22 protein-coding genes are annotated in these 23,215 nt (G+C 45.6%); 16 read left to right on the forward strand and 6 right to left on the reverse strand.

The features are described from left to right. Positions 1-1,930 precede the first annotated feature (1,930 nt). Positions 1,931-3,016, forward strand: coding sequence for an HTH domain-containing protein (locus tag DW085_RS16385; protein ID WP_118493746.1), 1,086 nt, complete (start codon positions 1,931-1,933; stop codon positions 3,014-3,016). Positions 3,017-3,493: 477 nt separating this feature from the next. On the opposite strand, the gene DW085_RS16390 is transcribed toward DW085_RS16385, so the two are convergent. Beyond that, positions 3,494-4,723: a ParB/RepB/Spo0J family partition protein gene (locus DW085_RS16390; protein ID WP_118493749.1), complete on the reverse strand. Its 1,230-nt coding sequence runs from the start codon at positions 4,721-4,723 to the stop codon at positions 3,494-3,496. A 37-nt stretch (positions 4,724-4,760) separates the two neighbouring features. Beyond that, a complete protein-coding gene (locus DW085_RS16395; protein ID WP_182430913.1) occupies positions 4,761-5,897 on the reverse strand; it encodes an AAA family ATPase in 1,137 nt (378 codons plus the stop codon). 326 nt (positions 5,898-6,223) lie between these two features. Between DW085_RS16395 and DW085_RS16400 the strand changes: the two genes are divergently transcribed. Continuing rightward, positions 6,224-7,582, forward strand: coding sequence for a hypothetical protein (locus tag DW085_RS16400; protein WP_118493754.1), 1,359 nt, complete (start codon positions 6,224-6,226; stop codon positions 7,580-7,582). A 127-nt stretch (positions 7,583-7,709) separates the two neighbouring features. Here DW085_RS16400 and DW085_RS16405 read toward each other — a convergent pair whose 3' ends face one another. Continuing rightward, on the reverse strand, positions 7,710-8,018 hold the full coding sequence (locus DW085_RS16405) for a hypothetical protein (RefSeq protein WP_118493757.1): 309 nt from the start codon (positions 8,016-8,018) through the stop codon (positions 7,710-7,712). A 744-nt stretch (positions 8,019-8,762) separates the two neighbouring features. Here DW085_RS16405 and DW085_RS16410 point away from each other — a divergent pair. Next, positions 8,763-9,872, forward strand: coding sequence for an O-antigen ligase family protein (locus DW085_RS16410; protein ID WP_182430914.1), 1,110 nt, complete (start codon positions 8,763-8,765; stop codon positions 9,870-9,872). A gap of 143 nt (positions 9,873-10,015) precedes the next feature. Continuing rightward, positions 10,016-10,168, forward strand: a complete 153-nt coding sequence (locus DW085_RS19250; protein WP_182430915.1) for a hypothetical protein — start codon at positions 10,016-10,018, stop codon at positions 10,166-10,168. Between the two features lie 51 nt (positions 10,169-10,219). On the opposite strand, the gene DW085_RS16415 is transcribed toward DW085_RS19250, so the two are convergent. Beyond that, positions 10,220-10,675, reverse strand: a complete 456-nt coding sequence (locus tag DW085_RS16415) for an RNase A-like domain-containing protein (protein ID WP_118493762.1) — start codon at positions 10,673-10,675, stop codon at positions 10,220-10,222. Positions 10,676-10,699: 24 nt separating this feature from the next. Beyond that, on the reverse strand, positions 10,700-11,029 hold the full coding sequence (locus DW085_RS16420; protein ID WP_118493765.1) for a hypothetical protein: 330 nt from the start codon (positions 11,027-11,029) through the stop codon (positions 10,700-10,702). Between the two features lie 220 nt (positions 11,030-11,249). Between DW085_RS16420 and DW085_RS19255 the strand changes: the two genes are divergently transcribed. The 12 genes from DW085_RS19255 to dctP all read left to right on the forward strand — a co-directional run bounded on the left by DW085_RS19255 (position 11,250) and on the right by dctP (position 20,369). Further along, complete coding sequence (locus tag DW085_RS19255; protein WP_182430916.1) at positions 11,250-11,426, forward strand: hypothetical protein; 177 nt, start codon at positions 11,250-11,252, stop codon at positions 11,424-11,426. Positions 11,427-11,658: 232 nt separating this feature from the next. Further along, positions 11,659-12,708, forward strand: a complete 1,050-nt coding sequence (locus DW085_RS16425) for a 5'-3' exonuclease H3TH domain-containing protein (RefSeq protein ID WP_118493768.1) — start codon at positions 11,659-11,661, stop codon at positions 12,706-12,708. 84 nt (positions 12,709-12,792) lie between these two features. Next, positions 12,793-13,020 carry a hypothetical protein gene (locus DW085_RS16430; RefSeq protein WP_147353973.1) on the forward strand — a complete coding sequence of 76 codons (228 nt, stop codon included), beginning with the start codon at positions 12,793-12,795 and terminating at the stop codon, positions 13,018-13,020. Positions 13,021-13,106: 86 nt separating this feature from the next. After that, positions 13,107-13,805 carry a hypothetical protein gene (locus DW085_RS16435; RefSeq protein ID WP_118493774.1) on the forward strand — a complete coding sequence of 233 codons (699 nt, stop codon included), beginning with the start codon at positions 13,107-13,109 and terminating at the stop codon, positions 13,803-13,805. 120 nt (positions 13,806-13,925) lie between these two features. Next, a complete protein-coding gene (locus DW085_RS16440) occupies positions 13,926-14,957 on the forward strand; it encodes a sigma-70 family RNA polymerase sigma factor (RefSeq protein ID WP_182430917.1) in 1,032 nt (343 codons plus the stop codon). A gap of 101 nt (positions 14,958-15,058) precedes the next feature. Beyond that, entirely contained in the window at positions 15,059-15,724 is a 666-nt protein-coding gene (locus DW085_RS16445; protein ID WP_118493780.1) for a GTP pyrophosphokinase, read from the forward strand. 171 nt (positions 15,725-15,895) lie between these two features. Further along, the gene (locus tag DW085_RS16450; RefSeq protein ID WP_147353974.1) at positions 15,896-16,804 is read left to right on the forward strand and encodes a J domain-containing protein; all 909 of its coding nucleotides are present in this window, start codon (positions 15,896-15,898) and stop codon (positions 16,802-16,804) included. A gap of 114 nt (positions 16,805-16,918) precedes the next feature. Further along, positions 16,919-17,356, forward strand: coding sequence for a DUF4234 domain-containing protein (locus DW085_RS16455; RefSeq protein ID WP_118493786.1), 438 nt, complete (start codon positions 16,919-16,921; stop codon positions 17,354-17,356). A gap of 46 nt (positions 17,357-17,402) precedes the next feature. Then, complete coding sequence (locus tag DW085_RS16460) at positions 17,403-17,780, forward strand: DUF2752 domain-containing protein (protein ID WP_118493789.1); 378 nt, start codon at positions 17,403-17,405, stop codon at positions 17,778-17,780. Positions 17,781-17,791: 11 nt separating this feature from the next. Beyond that, positions 17,792-18,958: an AAA family ATPase gene (locus DW085_RS16465; protein WP_182430918.1), complete on the forward strand. Its 1,167-nt coding sequence runs from the start codon at positions 17,792-17,794 to the stop codon at positions 18,956-18,958. A gap of 70 nt (positions 18,959-19,028) precedes the next feature. Further along, positions 19,029-19,388 (forward strand): hypothetical protein, encoded by a 360-nt coding sequence (locus DW085_RS16470; protein WP_118493793.1) that lies wholly within the window; start codon positions 19,029-19,031, stop codon positions 19,386-19,388. Between the two features lie 18 nt (positions 19,389-19,406). Further along, positions 19,407-20,369: a TRAP transporter substrate-binding protein DctP gene (gene dctP, locus DW085_RS16475; RefSeq protein ID WP_118493796.1), complete on the forward strand. Its 963-nt coding sequence runs from the start codon at positions 19,407-19,409 to the stop codon at positions 20,367-20,369. Between the two features lie 220 nt (positions 20,370-20,589). Here the strand turns inward: dctP and DW085_RS16480 are convergent, their stop codons facing one another. Next, the gene (locus tag DW085_RS16480; protein WP_207663901.1) at positions 20,590-23,010 is read right to left on the reverse strand and encodes a DEAD/DEAH box helicase; all 2,421 of its coding nucleotides are present in this window, start codon (positions 23,008-23,010) and stop codon (positions 20,590-20,592) included. Positions 23,011-23,215: the final 205 nt, after the last annotated feature.

Here is a 23,215-nt window from a genome sequence, read left to right on the forward strand (position 1 = left end):
GTATGTGCGATATGTATGGATGCGATTTTTGCGGATAACACTTTTTGGCTTATTTGCCCTTAATTATCGTTTTGACTCATTTTTGTCGCTGAAAACGTGGACTTTTGAAGCAATTCTTTCTTAGGATGCTTGTATACCGTAATCCGTCGGATTTAATTGACGTAATTCCATCTATATTTTTGTCGCCAAAAATGTGGACTTTTGGAGCAATTCCGATAGAGGTTCGCGATATGGGCCATTGACCATACAGATTTATCAGGATTTTCGTATGTTTTATCGTTTGCGTTCATTTTTGTCGCCAAAAACGTGGACTTTTAGCGCAATTCTTTTTTACGATATCGATATACCATAGTTTGTTTGATGTGCCCCGGTAAATTCTGCCTGTATTTTTGTCGCTAAAAACGTGGACTTTTGGAGCAACTCGGGAGCATGCCAAGGATACGGATTGATTTCCTCATGGGTCCGTCGGACTTTCATGTTTTTTATCGTTTACGTCCATTTTTGTCGCCAAAAACGTGGACTTTTGGAACAATTTTTTCTTAGGATGCTTGTGTACCATAATCCGTCGGATTTAATCGGCATAATTCCACCTATATTTTTGTCGCTAAAAACGTGGACTTTTTGAGCAATTCCGATAGAGGTTCGTGATACGGGCCATTGACCATACGGATTTATCGGGATTTTCGTGTGTTTTATCATTTGCGTTTATTTTTGTCGCCAAAAACGTGGACTTTTAGCGCAATTCTTTTTTACGATATCGATATACCATAGTTTGTTCGATGTGGCCTGGTGAATTCTGCCTGTATTTTTGTCGCTAAAAACGTGGACTTTCGGAGCAATTCCGATAGGAGTTCGTGATACGAGCTGCTGGTCACGCAGATTTTTTGTCGCTAAAAACGTGGACTTTTGGAGCAATTCTTTTTAAAGATATCGATATGCCATAGTTCGTGCGATGCGCCTGATAATTTCCACCTATATTTTTGTCGCCAAAAACGTGGACTTTTAGATCAATTTGAAGCATCCTCAGCCAGGCTGACTTAACCTATATCCGGCAATATGGTTTTATCCAGTTTGCAGAAGAATTTGGAAACTCATAACATTTGTCTTGAGATGAATGACGCTAAGCTTATTGTGTTTGACGGATCTGTTCCACGCCAAGGGACGTGCTGCATATTGTGCCCTGGATTTGGAAGATGAAAAATACAAGATGGGGAATCTGGATTAAATATTAAGTGGGCAGGTCATGGTCCCGCTTGATATGCGAAAGTGCAGATGGAAACGATGTTTCGTGATATTTAGTGATAATCACTTACTATCGCACATTGTATTGTGCATTTTGCACAATGTCGTTTAAATTCTGGACTTGTATACTCACTTTTGTCGCTAAAAATGTGGACTTTTAGAGCAAAACGATTGTTAGGCGAATATTTGTTCGTAGACCATCCGTTCGCTCTATAGTTATTTTTGTCGCTGAAAATGTGGACTTTCAGAGCAAAACCCTGTTTTTGTCGCTAAAAACGTGGACTTTTAAAGCAAAACGATTGTTAGCGTCTGTTTTTGATATTGGGTGCTTCCTGGCTATGATCCCGGTAGGATTATCGAAACGATAAATTTCCATTTTTGTCGCTGAAAATGTGGACTTTTAGCGCAATTCGGATGTTGGTTCAGATCAAAAACTGGCTTTTTTGGGATTCGTCCGTAAATATGCCGAAATTATTTTTTTTTCGAATTCGATTTCAAGAGCAGTACTCACTCAAACGATAAATTTGTCGCTAAAAATGCGGACTTTTGGAGCGAAACCCCATTTTTGTCGCTAAAAACGTGGACTTTTGGAGCGATTCGTGAAAAATGGGGCGATTTTTGGCGGTATTTACAAATCAAAATCGTTGGGATAAACTGGTGATACATCAAAAGGAAAGGAGGGATTCGCATGAAAACATTCGCAAATATCTCGAATGCGGCGGTAGCAAAAATGCTCGGGCTTGAACTTGTAGGCCGCGAGTGTACCATTCAAAAAGCTGAGAATGTACGTGAGAGATATCTGGTCTCGCAAGTAAATCTTTATCTTATGCTACAGTTTTATGCGAATTCCAATACTGGTCTCACGGATCTTTTATCTGTCCATGACCTTGCGGATCAGTTATCCTGCACAACGAAAACAGTATATCGCTCCCTTGATATCCTGGAACAGGGCAATTTTATTCAGGTAACCGGACGTCCGGAATCTGGATATGTTTCCGTGCAGATCTTAAACATTGGTGATATGTATAAGCGTCGCGGTGAAGGCGGCAAGGGCTATTTCGTTTGCAATCGGGACTTGCTGCAGGTTTTATTGGGGGCTAAAGCCATCGCTGTTTTACGTGCTTCACTGACCGCGATGATCGTTTTTGCAACCAAGCAGACTTTTAGCGCGTCCAAAATTGTTGATCGTGTACGCATTGGTCTTCATGAGATCGCTATGAGCTTTCCCATATCCAGCAGATTATGTGACATCAAGGCAGCCTGTGATGCGGACGGAAGCTTCGGGTCTTTATTCGAGCGTGTAAATCCGGATCTCAAAAAATCCATTTGTATTAAGTTACAGCAGAATTATGACGCAAAACAGATTAAACAGCAGGTTCGTATTAAGGCAAAACGGGCAATCTTTGATGAGATCGATGAAATCAATGACATCATTCGTGATATCAATACGGATATTTATCAAGATAACATGATCCATTCCTGGAATGCCAGTTATTTATGGCAGCATCATATCAATCTGTGGGATTGTCTCGACCCGATGCACCAGACCACGATGCTCCCTCTTTTAGATCTTACGAGCGATGTAAAAAATGATTGTCTGACCATCGCCCAGGATTTCGGTATTGATACTGTAATCGATGCGCTCCGTTTGTACTACCAAAATTACATGCTGTCTGATATGGTTAACTTTGTTGTTGATAAAACAAAATCTCTTGGCGGTATGATCCGGAAAATCGTCATGGAGCTGTGTCAGATGAAAACCGTAACCGCATAATTCTTCGTATGACCCGCGTCTCTCACCGCGGGCTTTTCTCGTGTTTTCTTTTCACACTTAATCCCCAAAAGAACATTTTTTCGGAACATTATACTTGTTTCTTTCATTTTGCGGCAACATACTGGCTGCTTTTTGTCCATTTATCTCTCTATCGTGCATCTCACGCCTGTGGATAACTTAGAAAAAAATCTGCATTTTATTCCTTTTTTCCACGTTTCCGTTTTATTATCTGCAATCCAATATTTTTTTATGCATTATGTGATTTTTTTATCCGTTTCCGAGAAGATTTCCTGCATGGCCGTTCCCCGGAGCCTTTGTGGTATCAAGGTTTCGGAAATTCATTCTGCCATGTCTTTGATTTCTTTTATGTCTTTAATTTTTTTAATCTCTTTCAAAAAAATAAGCTTCGCTCTCATTTTGCGTGTGCATATATAAAAAGAGCCCTGAAAAAACAAGGCTCTACGAAAGTAAAATTTATTAAAAAATTGATTGGTTTTGAGGCTCAATAACATTGATGATCTTATCTATTCGATCGCGAATTAGTTTTAGTTGTTCTATGGATTCTTCATCACAGGCTTTCATCTGCAATCCAACTGAATTAAGTCCGGCATTCATTTGGCGAATGGCATCTTTAATGGAAAGACAATTCTGAGCTTCTGTAGCTGATATTGGGGTTGACGCCATGCGTGAAGGTTCTTTTTCGCGCAATCTCTTTTGTATGCCAGAGTGAATGATTTTTCCAGCATCAGCTTGTAGTCTGTTCAACTCTTTCCTGGTTTTCTCCAGGTTCTTTGTAGATCGCGTTAGATTTGATTTCGCTTCCTCCGCTTTACCAGGAGTCGTGGTATCCTGCGCACGACTTTGGTTAAGCCATTGCTGTTTTTCATGCTGTAGGGTGCGGACCTGTTTACGAAGTGCTTGTAATTGCTGCCTGTACGCTCCGTACTCTTCATTGACCGCTTCATGCGCCTCTTCGATGGAGCAATGTTGTTCCTGCATGTATGCATAAATTTCTCTTTGTACGTCTTCCGGCTTGGAACCAATGGCAGCGGCTAAAATGACGTCGGACACATCTGTAAACTGCTTTAATTCCGGAATGACACGCAGTGCACTCATGTAGCGCTGATATTGGCGTTCCGCAATCTTTAAATGATTTTTAGCCAGCTCTTTTAAAGAAAATCCAATTTTGGTTCCAGACGATTCCGCTTCGTTGAAGAGGGAAACTAATTCCTGCAATTCCTTTCTCTGCGTTTCGGCAGTACGCGCCCTGGAAGTTGCATTGGTGATTAAGAGCATAATTTTAATATCCACCGGGCTCATGTTTTCCGGATATACATGGCATGGAAGCCCGTTTGGATATAATCCGGCGGCTTTTCCATCCGCTTTGCTTTTTAAATAGCTCTGGTAGCGACGCTCACCGGCAACGATGTTATACTTGTCGGATCCTGGTTGACGTTGGACGACTAAGGGCTGAGCCAGGCCATACTGGTTGATGGTGGCACCAAGAAAATCCAAATCGTCAACTTCGTATACTTCCCGGTTGTAAGACATGGGCTGTAATTGATCCACTGGAATGTTAAGGATTTCGTAGGCATTCTTCTGGTCAAGCTGTTTCTTTTCTAACAGCGCCTGTTTTGCGGAAGGCATCGCACCTCCGGATACTGCGTTTAATCGATCCATATTGAATTGGTTTTTGATTTTTCCCATATCTATACCTCCTGTGCCGGTTTTAAGGCGGCAATCCTTACAAACGAATATTTTTCGCTAGTGCACTGTCTTCTGAGCAGTACCGAATATTTCTAGTTGCGTCGCCTACGGTGAACAGACAGTGCTGGATGCGGTCGCATAATTCTTGTTGCTGGTTTAAGATATCCAGCATGGCGGAATACGTCATAAAGGGATGGTTTTCGTATGGAGCGCATGCATCGCTCAATCCGGATATCGGCGTGATGTGAGCTATGTATGGATTATCGTATGCACTGGATGGTATGTGTACCGCCAAATTTCGTTCCAGGATCTCAAAGGTCGTTCGCAACATGATATAGTCTTCATCTCCTATAATCTCCGTATATTTCATCAGCTCGATATAGTCGTAGATTGCTTTCCAGGAGCTGCCAGCCTGGTAATCGGATGATCCGAGTAGGTATGGCAGTGGGATCAGGAAATTGCATACGGCGGATACGGAACGGTCCAAGCGGACGCTCACGGGGATAAAATCGTCCCCGAATGTGTTTTGGTAATAGGAATAAAATTTGCGGTATGCGGCATTCCGGGGTTCTGCGCAAGTCAAAAAAACCCCAAGCAGCTGAAGTTCCGGGTTTAAATCTTCGTCTGATGCAATGTCCAGAACCTGATTGATAATGGGAGTAACGCCCTGGTAAGAATAGCCGTCCGGCTTTACCGGAATCAGAACGTAGTCGCTGCAGCAGAGTGCGTTCTGCACAGAACCACCGAGATCCGGATGTGTGTCGATCAAGATGTAATCATAGTGTTCTTCCACCTGCTTGATGGCCCGTTTTAACAATTTGTGGATCGCCTTACGTCCAAGGAGAGAATATAAATAATCATCCGTTCTTTGATGTTCCGGTCTGGATGGGATCAGATCAACTCCCTGATATGGGGTATGGTAGATGCAAGCGGCCACCTCTTCCGCCGTCGGTGTATTCATTCTGAAAATATCAACAATGCTTTTGGTGACGGACGCAATGTCCGGCAACAATGTCGCCGTGGTATTTGCCTGGGAATCGTTGTCGATCACAAGGCATTGGTAACCTGCTAATCCAAGCAGCGTTGCCATCAGGGTACAGCTTGATGTTTTCCCGACCCCGCCTTTTTGGTTGATGATCGTAATAATGTGGTCAGTTGGTAAACGCTTCTTCATGACTGCCTCCATTTTTCTTTATGTACCATATATTATAAGAAGTATTTATCGTTTTGTAAACGGCAATTCCTGTAAAACCGTCTGGAAGACGCATTTATATAAAGGGTTTCCGAAGCAATGGTGTATGCCGATGCGGGCTTGCGGGAAGTGCATAATTTATCGTTTGATAAAATGCTTCTTTATATTTGCCGTTTTGTTTCACGTGAAACTGATCCGAAGGGAGTGTGTTGAAAAGTCTGATGTAAGGTTTGGAAAAATATCACATACTGACATTGATATGCCCAAAAAAGAAAATACACACGGCGTAGCCGGGAAGGGAGATATTTATGATTATTTTAAAACAGAATCGCAGCGCTGCGTCATATACGGATTATCACGGATTTACACTGCAGCCCGGATACTGGTTCGGACATGATGATGAAACAGGGGAATATGTCGCAAGCAGCGGCTGGGAGGTAAACCATGACCTGGCGTTGTACCGGCGCAATCAGGTGACCGGCGAATGGGAAATGTCATGGGTTGACCAGGACGAAACAGAGATCGTCGCATCGGGGTTTGCTGTGCCTGACCTGGCAGCAAAAAAGACGTTCAAGCAGTGGCTGAAGGAGGATTATGGGGTAGAACCGGAAGACTATGATGAACATTACTGCGGCACCTTCGCAGATGAAGTGGAATCTGACTATGAAGATTATATCAATGACGGGTTGCCACTTTTTGCGCGCACAGCAGCAAATATGGAGCTGGCGGCAAAAGATGAAGGAACAGGCCTTGAGAATGCAGGCGTGGTGGGAACGGATAAAGTCTTTACGTATCGTGACGGATTCCGCCGCAGCATTACTCCGTATCTGGAAAAAATCAGTCATGGTAATTTGGCCGCTGCGGGTTCGGCCTTCCAGGCGCTGAACACGGACCGTGGTATGATCGATGCGGATATCCGCAGCAAGAAAACAGAAAACCTGCACAGCGTGTCCGAGAAAGCCGATACGCTCCTCTTAAACTGCTATCAGTTATTGCGTGGAAACGGGATCGCAGCTCCCAATGCAAGAAAAATCGTAGAGGTTTACTTAAACGATCCGGACTATTTTGAGCATTCCAGAAAAATGGCGTCAGATGAAACAAATAAAAAAGAATTTGAATCCTTTAAAAATGGCTATGCGGAATTTAATGGCGAGGTTTACCCTTCCGTGATCACGGAGGCGATCAATGTTTTAAGCATGGGGGTGAACGCAGAGCAGATTAAGGCATCCAAACAGATTGAGAAGGCTGCTGCGCTGGAGGAAAAGGCTTACAAAAAGGAATACATGGAAAGCATCATGCAGGTGTATAGCCTCGGACGGGATTGCGGACTGTCTAAGGAAGCGCTGATGTCCGTATTCTCGGTAGATCCGGAGCATTCCGGTATCCGTGATATGGATACGTTCTTTAATGGGTTGGAATCTGTATATAGCAGCAGACACAAAAAGGCGGAACAGCGCGCGATCGCGGAGAATGCCATCGCACTGAACGAACAGTTTATGAGAGAACTGGAAGCATTGAAGGAAGAATGCCGTGAAAATGGTATTGAAGAAAATACGCTGGCTTACGAACTTCGCATGGAGCATCTGTATGAAAAATATCAGATGGACGAGATTCATACCGGCGAAGCAATAGAAAGCCGCGAAACGGACGAGCCGGAGCGCGAATAGCTCAAAAAAGCGACAAAAAACCGGCGGAAGCAAGTTATCCGCCGGTTATGAAAAACGATGTTTGCCTTTTTGTAGGCAGGTGGAAGCAAGTTATCCATCTGCCTGCAGTTTTATCTGGGAGAGCGGATCAGCATTCTGAATCTTCCATCCGGAAGACTAATTCTTCCAGACTTCCAATCCGTCTCGCTGCGAGTACCTTCGCTGTGGCAGCGTATGATTTGAACAAGTCATACACTGCTTCAGCGCGGTACAGCACACAGCTGGATCTCGAACCCGGTTTGTACCGAATGTCAGGAATTGCTTCCAATTTCCTGATGAATCCAGTCATGCCAGTCCCGCTTCCAACTAAATATCGATACGATCTTTTGATTGCACCGAGTTGGTTGGGGTAACTGTATAACTCATCACCCCATTTCACTAATTCATCATTTTTCATTGTTCTTTCTCCTTTCCTTTTCTTTTGTTTTTACCCTTTCAGTATGGGAATGTCGCCGCTTCAAAGTAATATAAAAATCAAGTTGGCGTCCGTTAGGCGCTGGAGATAAAAAATCCGGCAATTGTATTGGAGGATGTATTGCAAATTTTGCGTACTTTTGACCAAAAAGTGTTATCCGCAAAAACAGCCTCAGATACCATGTGACATACTGAGAGTAAGGAGGTCATCATGAAGACATTGAATAATTTTTTATTTCAAGACCGTGATCTGACGCATGACGTTTATCTGCGCAGCCTGCACCGGATCACACAGGTGTATTTATTTTTGATGTTGCTGGTATTCCCGTTTTACAGTACAAATTGCTACTTTCATATTCTACGGGATCGGCGAAATTTCTTTCTGTGCGTGACCGGCGTTTATTTATCAGGACTCCTGCTTACGCTTTTATGTCGCATTCCAAGGGAAGAGCGCGGCGTGATCCGACAAAGATGCCGGCTGATGAAAACGGACTGGCTACTACTGATCTTTCTTTGCAGTGCCACTGTGGGAATGATTTTATCGGGGAATGTGAAAGTCGTCTTTTTTGGGACGGATGGCAGATATCAGGGACTTCTTATGTGGGTCCTGTATGGGATTACGTATTTTTGCATCAGCCGGTTCTGGCACATGAATCTGGTTCCGATCCATCTGTTTTTATTGGGCGGTATCATTTCTTCGGTATGGGGAATTACGGATTTTTTCGGTATGGATATCTTCGGCTGGATTGGCCGTGTAAAACCGGAACAGCAAACCATGTTTTCTTCTTCTTACGGAAACATCAATACTTATACCGCTGCCATTTTATTGGTCGCAGGTGTATCAGCTGGCATGACTGTTTTTGCCGGGACAATGCCGCGTAAGGGCGCGGATGGCGCCGGATCCTGTCATAATACGTGTTCCAGGATCCTATACCCGGCCGTTTTTTTTGTTTCCGTGCTTGCATTGATTTATGGCAGATCGGACAATGCGGCATTAGGACTTATGATGTTGTTCCTGGTTTTGCCATATTGGTCGTGGCGTACATCCGGCGGATTGCAGGCATATTGCATGTTGCTGGAATGCGTGGTTGTGGCACTATCTTGCTCCGGGCTTTCCCTGTCAGCATGTCCGGATCTTCCGGTGGATGTGACCGGCAGTATTCTGCTAAACCTTAGCCAATTTCATTCGTATTACTCTCTCCCCATACTACTGTGTCTGACGTTTTTAATGTACTGGTCCAGCCGGCATGAAGATGGTTCATGGAAATACGGATCATTATGCGTCCGGATTTTCTATTGCTTGATTGCCTGCTTGGCTCTGACCGGTGCAGGACTGATCGCTATGGCGTTTGCCGGCAGGGATTTTAGCTCTGTACCGATGATTGGACGGTATTTTGTCATGACGGATGCCTGGGGTGCACATCGTGGCTATATCTGGCGTGCGGCTTTGGAGGAATACAGGCATTTGAACTGGCTTCAAAAATGCTTCGGGACCGGTCTGGAAACATTTGGCAATCTGATGCGGTCAATCAGATACGAAGACATGATCCGGTCTACCGGGGTGTTCTTTGATTCTCCGCATAATGAATTTTTGCAATACTTGGTTGCGGCCGGTTTACTTGGATGCTGCGCTCTCTTTATCTGGGTATTCTCGTGTTGCGCGCGAGTGTTGCGCTCTGGTAAAAACGGGATATCATCTGCATGCGCGGCCGGGATTTTAGCGTATTTTGCTGCTTCTTTCGTCAATATCTCTGTTCCGATTACGCAGGCAATTGTGATTGTGTTAATGGGTATGATGATGGCGTCCTATGTGGATATCGAAGAAAAAGCGTCTTGAAGACGCTTTTCCGTAATTTATTTCATCCGTCAATGGAAACAAAATGAGAAATTATTTTCTTATGTTGGATTTTTGCAAAAAATTTCGTATAATATCTTTAGAAGGAAAAACGATCGCAATACAATCATCAAGGAGGGTTTCATATGAAGCGTATGCCTGAGACTTTTGATAATACATTTGATTATGAGGAACTGGATTTAGAGATCCACGGAGCAAAAGATAAAAAGGACGCTGATAAAACGGCGGAAGAATTTGCAGAATGGGCCGTGAGCCAGAAACACAAAACAAAATCGTAAGAAAAAGAAGGTCGGAAATATTTCGGCCTTCTGTTATATTTGTCCGTACGGTTAATCCTGGTCAAATACTGGGTAAGCATTTTCCAAGTAAAACGGGTACTGTTCCCGCTTGGATAGGAAAATGACAAAACGGCTTACCGGGAAGACCTGATTGAGTGCGTCATACCGGCACGCTTTAGCGGTAATACCATCTGGCAATCCGTAAAAGTTCAAACCGAGCCATGCGCGTTTGCTATAATTACACCATTTCGCAATGTACTTGGCTTCACTCTCCAACGCTCTTTGAAGCAGGTCCATGATCTGCCGCCCATCTGTCTCGTCGTAAAATGACGAGACGCTTTTAATAAAGTGATTATTTTCCGTTGTACCTATACGGCTCAACAGAGTCTTTTCCGGGATATTGACGTGCTTTTCTAACACGTGGCTCCCGTAGTTTTTGCACCAGATATCCATATGAGTCCGGATATGCTGAATTACCTGTTCTTCTGTGATTATTCCTTTTGCCATTTCGACAATCTCCTCTCTTAGCGATTATGCGTATAAATACTGCAGGATTTCAGCCTGTTCTTCTCTGATGAAAAAACAATGCGTAGCGAACACATCCTGCAGATGCCGCATGGCTTTGTTGCTCCTGAATGTGCGGATTGATACAACCGGCAGATAACAGGAATTATCCTGGCCTTTTTCTGTCTGAAGCTGATATTTTGCATCCTGCACAATTTCCGCCCAGAGAGCTGACGGCGCATTAAGTGTGATGACGCTATAAGCACCGCACTCTTCCAACTGGTACGTAATGTCACGCTCACGTAAATTTTCAGTCACATAAGGTTGTAACTGGCTGTCGATTTTTTTCTGTTTCATTTTTTTTCTGCCTCCATTTCTTCTTTTGCTTGATTCAGTGTCAGTATGGAGACGTGGGTGTGGCAAAAAAGATATATTTTTTGACGGTTGGGGTGTTCTCCGGGAACACCCCTCATCTGTCTCTGAACAGCCGATGTACAAAAACGGGCCGGGATCGGTACTTAAGTAAGCCATACTGAAGGTGTTGTTATTGATAAGGCATTGCGAAAGGAGTAAAAAAATGGAAAATGAACGAAAAGAAAGGGTAGTGGATATGTATCTGGTAGAAGTGGAGGAAAACGCATGCATGACGAAAGCGGATATCCGACGGATCCTGGATCATCTGGCGGAAGACGAGATTTTTCCTATGGAATGTTTTGCGAAGAAAAAAACATTCCAGCGCGATTGGATTCATTAGTGCGGGTTTTGCAAAACATCTGCAATTTGATTACGATGAGTTGGAGAATTTTGTCGCGTCAATCTTGGATACAGAAGGATGCGGTGAAGCTGACGGCTATGCATACCACGGATATCGGATTTTCGTGGAGAAATTGTAAAAACGTCTGCAAGACGCTTTTATAAGAAAACAATGGGGGTGTTCCCGGGGAACACCCTTCTGATTATGTTTAACAGCAAAGGAGAAAATTATTATGAGACCAAAATTACTGATACTTGATGGATCGGCTATGATTAGTACAGCTTACTATGCCGTACTTCCAAATGAAGTAAAGTTTGCAAAAACGGAAGAAGAAAAGGAAAAGTATTTCCATAAGATCCTGCACGCACCTGACGGCACTTACACCAATGCGATTTATGGAATGGTGCGTCAGATGAACGGGTTGATCGGCGGCTGGCATCCGGATTACCTGGCTGTAGCTTTTGACAAAACAAGAAATACGTTTCGTCGCGGAATGTTCGCGCAATACAAAGCACAGAGGGAAGCAACTCCGTTGCCATTAAAGCAGCAGTTTGTGACCATGCAGAATTTGTTGCAGGATGCAGGCATTCCAGTGTTGCTTAGTGATACGTATGAAGCGGATGATCTGGCTGGCACTCTGGCAAATATCCATAAAAACGACATGACGGTCCGTATCGTAACGAAAGATAAGGATTATCTACAGTTAGTGGATGATGCATGTGATGTGCGCGTCTGGTTTTTACCGACGCCAAAAGACTTGGAGGAAAAGGGATCGATGTTCGATCTGTACCGCGGAAAGGACTTTACCGCAGATATGTGCCAATGGCTGAAGAATTACTTGGAGTATACAGAAGTTGCAGTGATCGCTGATCAGGGAGTAACACCGGGACAGATTCCGGATTTAAAGGGAATCGAGGGTGATAGCAGTGATCATTACCCGGGTGTCAGGAATGTTTCTTCCGCGGCGGTACCATTACTTAAGGAATATGGAAGCATTGAAGGTATTTATGCGGCTATCGATGCATGTGGGGGAGACTCCAAAGAAGAAAAAGCGCTGGCTGCTTTCTGGAAGGACGGTCTTGATATTAAACGCAGCCCGTTAAACGCCTTAAAGGCAGGGCGTGCGGATGCCGCGCTTTGCAAGGATCTTGCCACGATCCGCTTATACTGCTTTTCAGAAGATCTTTTAACTGGAAAGGAATACCAGACATGTAAGATCGCGGAGTTTAATAAAAAACTTCTGAACCTTGGAATTCAGTCAGCATTTCTGCCGGAATTCTAAGAAATCACAGGCCGCCGTATTTGCGACGGTCTGTTTTATCGAGCATAATACATAATGAGGGAAGAAAGTGAAAAGGAGAAAATTATGATGGAAACAATCTCATCCGTAGCTCAGGAATTCTTACCTGTATGTCAGGCATTTTATGAAGCGCATCAGTTCCAGATCTTTACGGTTCTGTTTGGAGTCGCGGCTGCGGTACTTGTCATGCATATCACGAAAAAACTGATTCATGCGGCATTCACCCTGGTTGTGTTTGTTTTGCTGTTATATCTTCGTGGCGCTTTGCCTGCGATTTTGGCAAATTTCCATTAAATGTGACCAAAAAGTGTTATCCGCAAAAACAAGGTTCTATTAACACACGGTATACTGTTTACAAAAATAATAAAGGAGAATAAAAAATGTATCGATTACCAAATGGTGGAAGTGGCAATGCCCTGCAAAAAGCAATTTCAAAGGAGCTTATCAATGCGTTTACGGTTGTATTCGAGATTACGATCTCAGAAAATGATATAAGTTTGGACCGGACGCATCTTATGGACTTTTTGGAGGAAAATCAGTTGCTGAATACTCCTATGGTCTCAGATGAAATGTGGGAGCTTAGAATAATCAGTATGCTCCGCGAGTTATCTGATCCAAGTTATGAATATACTTTTGATTTGCTGGGTGAATATATTTTGTATAAAGTACTTTGTGAGGTATCTGAGTTTGATGATGAATCATGGCAAACATCCGTCACGGCGGAGGAAATGATAGAATTATATTCAATGATTGCCTGCTCAAAAACGATCGCGTGCATGGAAGTCTGCGAAGTGGATGAACTTTCAGAGCTCAGTCGTGTAGAGATGACCGAACTAATGGACGAAATTACAACCACAATCCGGAATATCTTGCGTGCACCGGAATATCTGCAAATCCTGGACGAATACATTATGTGGGATTGCGATTACCTGTTATTGGAAGATATCGGAGTGGAAAATATGCTGTGTTTGTTAAAGGAACCGGCTTTTGTAGATGAACTTGGCCTCGTCGAATCGAGCGATCAATGTGAACAAATTACTGGCAGCATCAAACGTGCAATTTGTGAGCAGAAGAAATAACGGATGGTTCATTCCTTGCTCGTTTTGCTTCACAGTGGCCAAAAAGTGTTATCCGCAAATAGTTGCATTGGAGGGATGTGCCATACTGTAACTGATCAGCGAGAAAGAAGGTGTCAGTATTTGCGCAAGGAATTAACAGAGCAATTGAATACAGTAGAGGTCGAATACAGTTCGGATTTTTCAGAATGCGAAGTATATGCGGCCAGCGAAGCGGACGAGCCTGGGAAAGCAGAGCTTTCGCAGGAAGAACAGGAAGAGGCAAACAAAGAACTGGAACAGCTGGATGCGGATGCGGATGAAGATTATGTGACTGACTTTTACACGCGGACGTTCCGAAATATCCCCGTCCTGACGCAGGAAGAAGAGCATCACTACGCAACCCTGTTAAAAACAGGCACACCGGAAGAGCGAAAGCAAGCAAAAGATACTTTGGTTTATCATAACATGCGTTACGTTTTAAAAATCGCCGGGAGATACATCGGTCAGGGGAACGACTATGACGATCTGGTTCAGGTTGGTCTGATTGGTCTGATGCGTGCAATCGATAAATATGATGTGGACATGGGTTACCGCGTGACTACATATGCCACCTGGTGGATCAAACAGGCCATCACGAGGGATTTGGCGGACAACAGTCGAACGATCCGGCTTCCGGTCCATATCCAGGACAGCGTCAAAAGAATCATGGCCGCAGAGCGCGATCTTCAGGCAGAAGGGTTCTCCGGTGATGAACTTATCAAACAAATTGCCCGGAAGACCGGGTACCCGATTGAAAAGATCGAACAGGTCCGGAAACTAAAAATACACTTGGTATCACTTGACCTGAAAATTGGCGGGGAAGGGAATAATGACGGTGAGTCCGTCCTGGGGGATTTCGTCGCGGATGAGCGTACAAAAGGCCAGGAGGAGATCATTGAGCGTATGGATATGCGCGAGGAGCTGACGCATTGTATGGATTCGTGTCTGACTGGCAGGGAAAAAGAAGTGATCCGCATGCGGTTCGGGCTGGATGACGGACGTCCGATGACTCTGGAAGAGATTGGAAGTGTGATGGCTGTCACACGGGAACGGGTCCGCCAGATCGAGGGGAAAGCCCTGCACAAGTTGCGCAATCCAAAATATGTCAAATATTTAAAAGTATATCTGGAATAAGAAAGCGGCGCGTAAGCGCCGCTTTTTTCGTCGCATCCGGGATAAAACGATCCGCATACTGATAATATGACCAAAGAAAAGGAATAGGAGAGGAAAAGAATATGGGAGCAAAAAAGAACTGTGCGGAAGAAATCCGCGCGGACATGGAAGCGCTGAACTATGACGTGCTGTATCATAATGTTTCGGAATTGGTGAAGACTACAGCTGCTGCAGTCGGGAATTCCCTTAGTACATGGGAAGACCGGAAAGTGATCAGTTCAATCTCAAGCCGGTTGAAAACACCAGCCAGTATCTGTCGGAAACTGGAGAAGAAACGGATGCCACAGACATTCGATATGGCAAGGATATGCTGTGCGGATCTGATCGGGGTGCGGATCGTTACGATGTATACAGATGACATTTACCGGATCGCAGGGCTGTTAAAGAAAAGCCCGGGCATTAAATTACTGTATCAGAAAGATTTTATCCGGCGTCCAAAAAAATCCGGATATCGGAGCCTGCATTTGATTGTCACAGTCAATGCTTTTCACAATGGCATGAACGTGGAAGAAAAATGCGAGATCCAGATCCGTACTATGGAAATGGATAGCTGGGCGGAATTGGAACATCAGCTGATCTACAAAAACGCAAATCGGAACCGTGCCATAGAAGCAGAACTACGGCAATGGGCGCAGGAACTGGCGGAGCAGGATCGGAAGTTGATCGAACTGCGTAAGCGGATCATGACACCACCAAAAAAAGTTACAAAAAGAAGGAAAAGAAAATAAGAACCAAGAGGTTTCTGGCCGTGGTAGCCTGGAACCTCTTTTTTTGCATAAAACTACAGGGGTGTTCCCCGGGAACACCCCTCTATAAAAACGGGGAAAACATTCGGACGCAAAAAGAAGGAGAAATATGACATACTGAGGACAAATATGCTGCAAGATCGGGAGGGGATTATGGAACCATGTGCAAATTGTAAACAAAAGACAGGTCTTTTTTCATCTGTAAAATTATACAGTGGAGAACGGATTTGTAAAGCGTGCTTTCGGAAAATACCAAAATCATTCCGGCAGTACCGGTATCTGGATTACCGGCTGTTCATGGAAGGATATGAACATGCGGATCACGTATTAGAACATGTATATCCGGCATTCAGGGTTACGGCACAGTACGGGAGAATGGCAATAGACGAGCATCACGGATGGGTTTATTTAGGGGATGCAACGGATTTTGCGAAAGACGGAAAGTTAAAATATCCATCGTCAGATCTTTATGACTGTCTGGATTTATCGGAGGTAGATATCCGCGTGGAACCTGGAACTGTACACGCCGGCACGAAAACAGTCGAGTGCAGCGTTTTATTCTCGGCTGTATTTCAAGCCGGGGAGATCCGGATCGAGGAAACACTCAAACGCCACGCGCGGGGGAACATCCTGGCTGTTTCTGACGGACGCCATGCGTCTTTTGCGGAACCGGTGGATCTGGCAGCCTTCCGCAGTGTTTATAATCAGATGGTTGCGCATGTCGTATCTGCCGCGCAGGAAGCGGAAATGACAATGCAGAAAAAACAACAGGACGACGCATGGAAAGCTGCTGCCATGGCGCAGATGGAACGGGAGATAAGGACGCGCATGGAAAAAGAAATGGAAGCGGAAAGGCTGGCGCGAAGCCGTATGCAAAAACTGGATGAGGCAAAATCTCTCTTTATGCTGGGCCAGGAATATGATCTGCAGCAGTTAAAAAGACAGCGCGCCCTGCTCCTAAAAACGTTTCACCCGGATAACGGACAGGTTGATTCCGCCGCATATGCGCAGAAAATCAACGACGCATACCAGATCCTGGCGAATGAACTGGCGAAAGAGTAACAAAAAGTGTTATCCGCAAAATAAATGATCGGCGGGATGTTTTTAAAAAGATGCGACATACTGTCAGCGAGAAAATTGTACTGCGCTTAGCCGGAGTACGGAAAGGGGGAAACCATGACGGATATCAAGAAAAGAAGCGTAGCGCTTGCCATCATCCTCTCCATCGTAACCTGCGGGATCTATGCGATTTACTGGCAGGTCTGCCTTGTTAATGATATGAACAAGGTAAGCAAGAAGGAGAATGCGAAGGGTGGCGTTGTCGTATTCCTGCTCAGTCTGATTACATGCAGTATCTACTGGCTGTACTGGCTCTTTAAGGCCGGCGAGAATATGGATGCCGCAAAGACTGCAAACGGGGCACCGACTTCCAGCCGTGGACTGGTTTATCTGCTGTTAAGCATTTTTGGCCTTGGCATTGTTGCGGTTGCAATCCTGCAGAGCGACTTAAACAGCCTGGCTGCTGAACCGGGAGCGCCGGTTGCTGATTCCGTTTCAGAGCCTGAAAAGACTCCGGAAGCACTGGAAGAAAAGCATGACGATTCCGAAATGTAAGTAGGAAAGGGATTCCCGGCAGAAATGCCGGGAATTTTTATGACAGATGAAAAAACGATTAAAAGATACTTTACTGCCTCCGGCATTTTGCGGTATCACCGGAGGCGCTTATTATATCTGGCTGCGGCTCACCGGGGTCGGTATCCCGTGCCTGTTTCATTTATGGACGGGGCTTAAATGCCCTGGCTGCGGGATCACCAGAATGTGTCTGGCTATTTTATCCGGAGATCTTCTGGCGGCAAAAAAGGAAAACATCCTGTTATTTTACCTTTTGCCATTTCTGGGGGCATGGTGGCTGGTCCGTCAAACATATTATCTTACAACGGGACGTATGATGCGGGGACGTTTTTTAAACGGGCTGACATGGTGCGTGGTAGTTCTTTTGGTGCTTTTTGGGATCTACAGAAATATTGCAGGATGTTAAGGAGGGAAAGTGTGAAATATATCAGGAATGTATGTCTGTTAATCTTGTTTGTGGCATCTCCGCTTCTTATGATCGGCGGAGTCCTGCTTGCTTTATACCGGTATCCGGAGATCCCATTTTACGCATGGATCATGATGGGCATCGGTTTTTCCCTAAAAATAGCGAACAAGCCGTTAGAGCGGGCGTTTAACCGGAATATGGAATCCATGGAATACGATGAATACGGACGGCGCAAAGGTATGGAAGATTATTCTTCTATGTCGCGCAAGGAACGGCTGCAGGTAGACAAGCAGAAACTGGCCGAGATGGAGCGGATTGTTAGCAGCAGCGCATTAAAACGGATGCAGCATCCGGGGGAAAAGGATCCGGATGGAGCGATGAATGGACTTGTCGGCATGGAGCCGGTCAAAAAGCAGATGAAAATGATGGCTGCGCGTATGGAATATGACCGGGAAAATCAGAAAAAGAAGAAGAAAAAATCGGGGGCGGATACCGCATCCTCCAGACATATGATGTTCTTTGGATCACCTGGTACCGGTAAGACGACCGTTGCAAGGATCATGACCGGCTTTTTATATAAAAATAAGTTCATTAAGGAAAACAAATGCCTGGAAACAGACGGTAACTTTTTAAAAGCGAGTACCACCGCGGATACCGCCGCAAAAACAGAGATCGTCGTCCGCCAGGCATTCGGAGGGGTGTTGTTCATTGATGAAGCGTATGCCTTGCTGTCCGGTGATGCGGCAGGGGAAGCGGCGATCGCGACCTTGATCAAGCAGATGGAGGATAACCGGGATAAATTTGTCCTGATCCTCGCGGGCTATACGGATGAAATGAACCGTCTGGTCAATTCCAATCCGGGCTTTGCGTCAAGATTTAAAGATTATGTCAGGTTCCCGGATTATACGGTCGATGAGATGTGCGATATTTTTTCATATATGGTGAATCAGAAAGGCTTATGCGTGGATGGGGAAGCGATGGAGCATTTCCGCGTCCGGATCGCAAAAGAAAAGAAAGGGAAGCATTTTGGCAATGCGAGAACAGTCCGCAACGTCATGGAGGAGTGCATCGATCATCATGCCGTCCACATCAAGGATGGCAAGCTGAATGGCGCGGATCGTTATAAACTGGTCGGCATGGACGTGTCAGAAAATGTATCGGAATATTTTGGAAAATGATGGGCCGGGCTGTATGTGAGAATCACATACTGTAAGCGCATCATAAAAAAGGGAATGGAGAAAAAAAGAAATGCATCACACAAACAAAGAAACAAAATCAAAATGCTGGTTCGGATGGATCAGTCCCGATGGACAGACATTTCCATGTGATTATCACGGACATTTCGACCTGGCGAAAAAGCTGGCTGGAACGTTCGGTGTTCAGGCTGATCGTCCGATGCGGAATCCGGAATTGCTTTTGGAGCAGCACGGCTGGGTCAAGGTCACAAAGGATCCATTTGGCCCTGCAGAAAAATTACGCAGCGCGATCCTGGCATCACGCATGTATATCACACGGACACAGGCAAAAACCCTTGCGGACCTCGGATTTGACCAGAACCATGACTACCTGGATCTGGTGGAAATGAGCGAAATGCGTTGGGCGGTATAAGGAAAAGGAGAGAAAATCATGGAAAAGAAAACAGGAAAGAAATTGATCATGGGAGGAATCGCCTTGTTGGCTGCCGGCGGTCTCTTATTTGCCGGATGGAAGGTACTTGGCTCAAAGTTCCTCGCACCTAAGGTGGATACAACGGAAACCACGAATGGGAGCGAAGTAAAAACACTGCATCTGTCCTTATCGACGGATGCAATGGAGGGGAGTGTCCTTTATCAGATCGCACAGAATTTTGCCGACCGTGTGGCAGACATGTCGGATGGGAAGCTGGCAGTTGATCTATATGAATATGGCCAGCTTGGAAAAAATTCCGACATGATCGCATTCTTAGACAGCGAAACGCAGGCTGCGGATCTTTTATTTGTGTCCACGGATGCGTTAAGGGATGCAGGCTGTACGAAAGTGGAAGATACCACGAAAGCTTGTGCTTTTAAGGATCATGCTGATTTTGCTAAGTGGGTGGCATCTTCAAAGGCAGAGCAGGTACTTGCGGATACGGAAAAATCCGGGATCGGTGGAACGGGATTGTTTTTTGTAGAGGACGGATTTTACCAGACGTTTTTGGTGACGGCAGATCCTGTCTCCGAAAAGATAATTCTTGGACTTGGATTTGATGAGAGTGACGCATATTATAAAAAGAAAAATGCGCATTACGAATTTGGCCCTTATGTAGATATCCCGGACAGAGTTGCAAACGGTACAATCGCCGGGGCGGAGCTGCCGTTTGACCAGTTCGAGGAAGAAAAAATGTATGAATATCTGCCTTACGTAGTCCATGATAACCATATGGTACGTCCTTACGAGGCAATCATCACACTCCGTACAGCGGATAAGATCGGCAAGGATTCTGTTGTGCTCTTAAAAAAAGCCGGCCAGGAGACGGTCAAGGAGTACGCGGATATCCTGACACATACGGATGAAGAGGCGCTTGCCAGATTAAAAGAAGCTGGCGTGGCGGAAACTGCACTAAAATAAGACGCAGGAACAGCTAAGCATCAGCAGATGTATTAGGTGTTGCCAGAAAGCATTACGAACGGTCACAGGGGTGTTCCCGGGGAGCACCCCCACCGCAATATACTAAAAAACAACATTAAAAAATAACAGCCATTTCCCCAAATATGGAAGTGGCTGTTTTTTGATGCGATTGTGAACAGACTTCGGAGGGATGTCGGCCGGCGTGCCAGATATGGATATTTCATCGTTTTTCTTCCGGCAGGAAGAGCTCTTCGTATCTTCGAACGATATCTTTCCCGGTCTGTGTCTCACAAAGATGTTTTGCTTCTTTTTTGATCCACTGGAACATGTTTGGATAGGCGAGCATCAGGTCAATGAAATAGTTGTTACCAGTCTGGCGGTCACCGAATAACGTTCCCGGGCCGCGAAGCTCCAGGTCTTTTTCGGCTATCAGGAATCCGTCCGTTGTCGAACGGAGAAATTCCAGTTTCTCATTTGGCGCTTCTGTCTGTAAGATGCAGTACGCCTGGTCCCGGCCGCGCCCAACGCGCCCGCGGAGCTGATGCAGGGTGGAAAAACCGAAACGGTCCGCACCGGTAATTGTGATCACCGTCGCATTCGGTACGTTCATGCCAACCTCGATGACGGTGGTCGCCATCAGTACGTCGATTTGTCCTTCCGCGAATTTCTGCATCAGCTCTGTTTTTTCGGCTGCTTTCATCTTGCCGGTCAGCACAGCCATTGTGATGCGTTCTTGGTCAAAATAAGACCGGTAGACGCGTTCCTTTTCTTCAATGGAATATGCTTGGGCAGCCTTATCATTTTTATCAATGGCTGGGCACACGATGTACGCCTGATGGCCTTTTTGAATCTCCCCAATCATGTGTCTTGCCGCTTTTGCATCATCCTGTGTAATTGCGGTTTTCACCGGAAGCCGTTCTGCAGGTTTATCGGTAATAGTGATGATGCCGGAATCCTCCCCGTAGACGGTATCAGCTAGGGATTTTGGGATCGGCGTTGCGGACATGGTGATCTTGTGGCATCCTGGGACGCCCTTTTCCATAAAATTGCCCCGGTGTACGACGCCGAACTTATGCTCCTCATCAATGACAACAAGGCCGAGGTTGTGATACTGTACCGGCTCCGCAAAGATACTGTGTGTGCCAACGATCAGGGAGATTTCTCCGCTTGCAATTCCGGCTAACATCTTCCGCTTTTCCGCTGCTTTTGTCTCACTGGTCAGGAAAGCGATCTTTAACCCGGCGTTTTTGGCAATTTCGGAAAGGTCGCGGTAGTGCTGCCACGCAAGAGTTGTGTATGGTACGGCGAGGGCTCCCTGGTAGCCACTTCCCGCAGCTTGAAGGAGCAGGGCAAACGCGACGCAGGTTTTACCGGTTCCGACATCTCCCTGAATGAGGCAGTTTACCCGCCGTCCTCCGGCCATCTGTGCCGAGACGGTATCAATCGCCTGCTTCTGTCCATTGGTCAGGGCATATGGGAGAGATGCCAGATAAGCCTGTTGTAATGTTAAATCGTTACACACCGCGCCGTGTTCCGAGTCGGAGCCGGCATGGTTGAGCTGAAGCTTGACCGCAAGGTACATTAAGTCGTCAAAGACGGCACGCTTTTTCGCCGTCTGCACGTCCCGCCAGGACTGCGGATGGTGCATCATGCGCGCGGACTGCAAAAAAGACGGAAGGCCTGCTTTTTGCAGCAGGTCCGGCGGCATGATATCAAAGGAACTGATTTTTTGCAGCGCCAGATCCAGAGCGTTTCGGTAGTCCTCTGCAGTGAAGGATTTGATCTGCCCATGCTGGACGTAAAATGTGTGATAGCGCTCTATATTCCAGGAGAATACCGGTGGGTTTAAGACGGAAAATGTACGGTACGCTTCATTGTAGGTGATAAACCCTCCAACAATCACCCTCTTTCCGACCAGCATGGATGAAACCGTCAGGCATTCCAGTAAGATCCGTCGGATTGCAAGGTCTAACCGGAGCCCTCTCAGATACCATTTGGCGCACCGTTTTTGAAGTTCACGCATGTCAGCACCGCAAAAAGCAGATCCGATCGCTTCCCATACCTCTGGTCCGCAGGTTTCCCGTAAGGCAGCTTCGCCCATGGAGGAACATGCGTCCTTCCCGAAAACACGGAGCGATCCAAGTGCCTGCGCAGCTGGGGGTTCTTCCTGGTTTAAGGCTGCGATGGCTTTTGCGCATTTTGCGGAAACCTGCATATCTGCAGAGTTCTCGTAGAACATCAGCGCATTTGGTATGATGAGTTTCCTTGTCATCGGATTATCGTCCAAATCTTCCAACAGCCTGTATTTGAACGCGTCCAGTCCAAGAATATTGGCTTGCAGCACCTGTCCGGTGCTATCTTTCTGTTTTGTCTGTTCGTCCTCAATTTTCAGTTTTAGCATCATGGTGTGGTTCCGCTGCTCCGTCTGGCAGGACAGGCAGGTTCCTATAACCGCGAACGGGGCGCGGCGCTGCAGGATGGTACATGTCTGTTCGTTCTGGATATCCAGTGCGTAAGTGTTGGTAAAATCCCAGTAGTGGTTCGGCTGTTTTCTGAGCATAGCTTCCACGGAAGTGATCTTTCTTTTGTTTAAGGAACTGCATTGCCGTTCCGTCAATCCTAATTCGTTTAACTCCATCATTTTCTCCTTTTTGTACGTGCGGCTGCATAAGACAAGTTTTTTCTTGCAGCTATTTCTACCAGTATGTCGCAAATTTTCCATGGCTTTTTTTGCGGATAACGATTTTTGGTCATTTTTCCTGTTTTTGAGCGTTTGTTTTTCTGCCATGCATAAGTGGTGGGTCCTGGCATGCACTGTATTTTGGGCTGCCTTTTCCCTTTGCGTT

It is taken from the genome of Clostridium sp. AF50-3, from assembly GCF_003477445.1.
GTDB classification, from domain to species: domain Bacteria; phylum Bacillota; class Clostridia; order Lachnospirales; family Lachnospiraceae; genus Otoolea; species Otoolea fessa.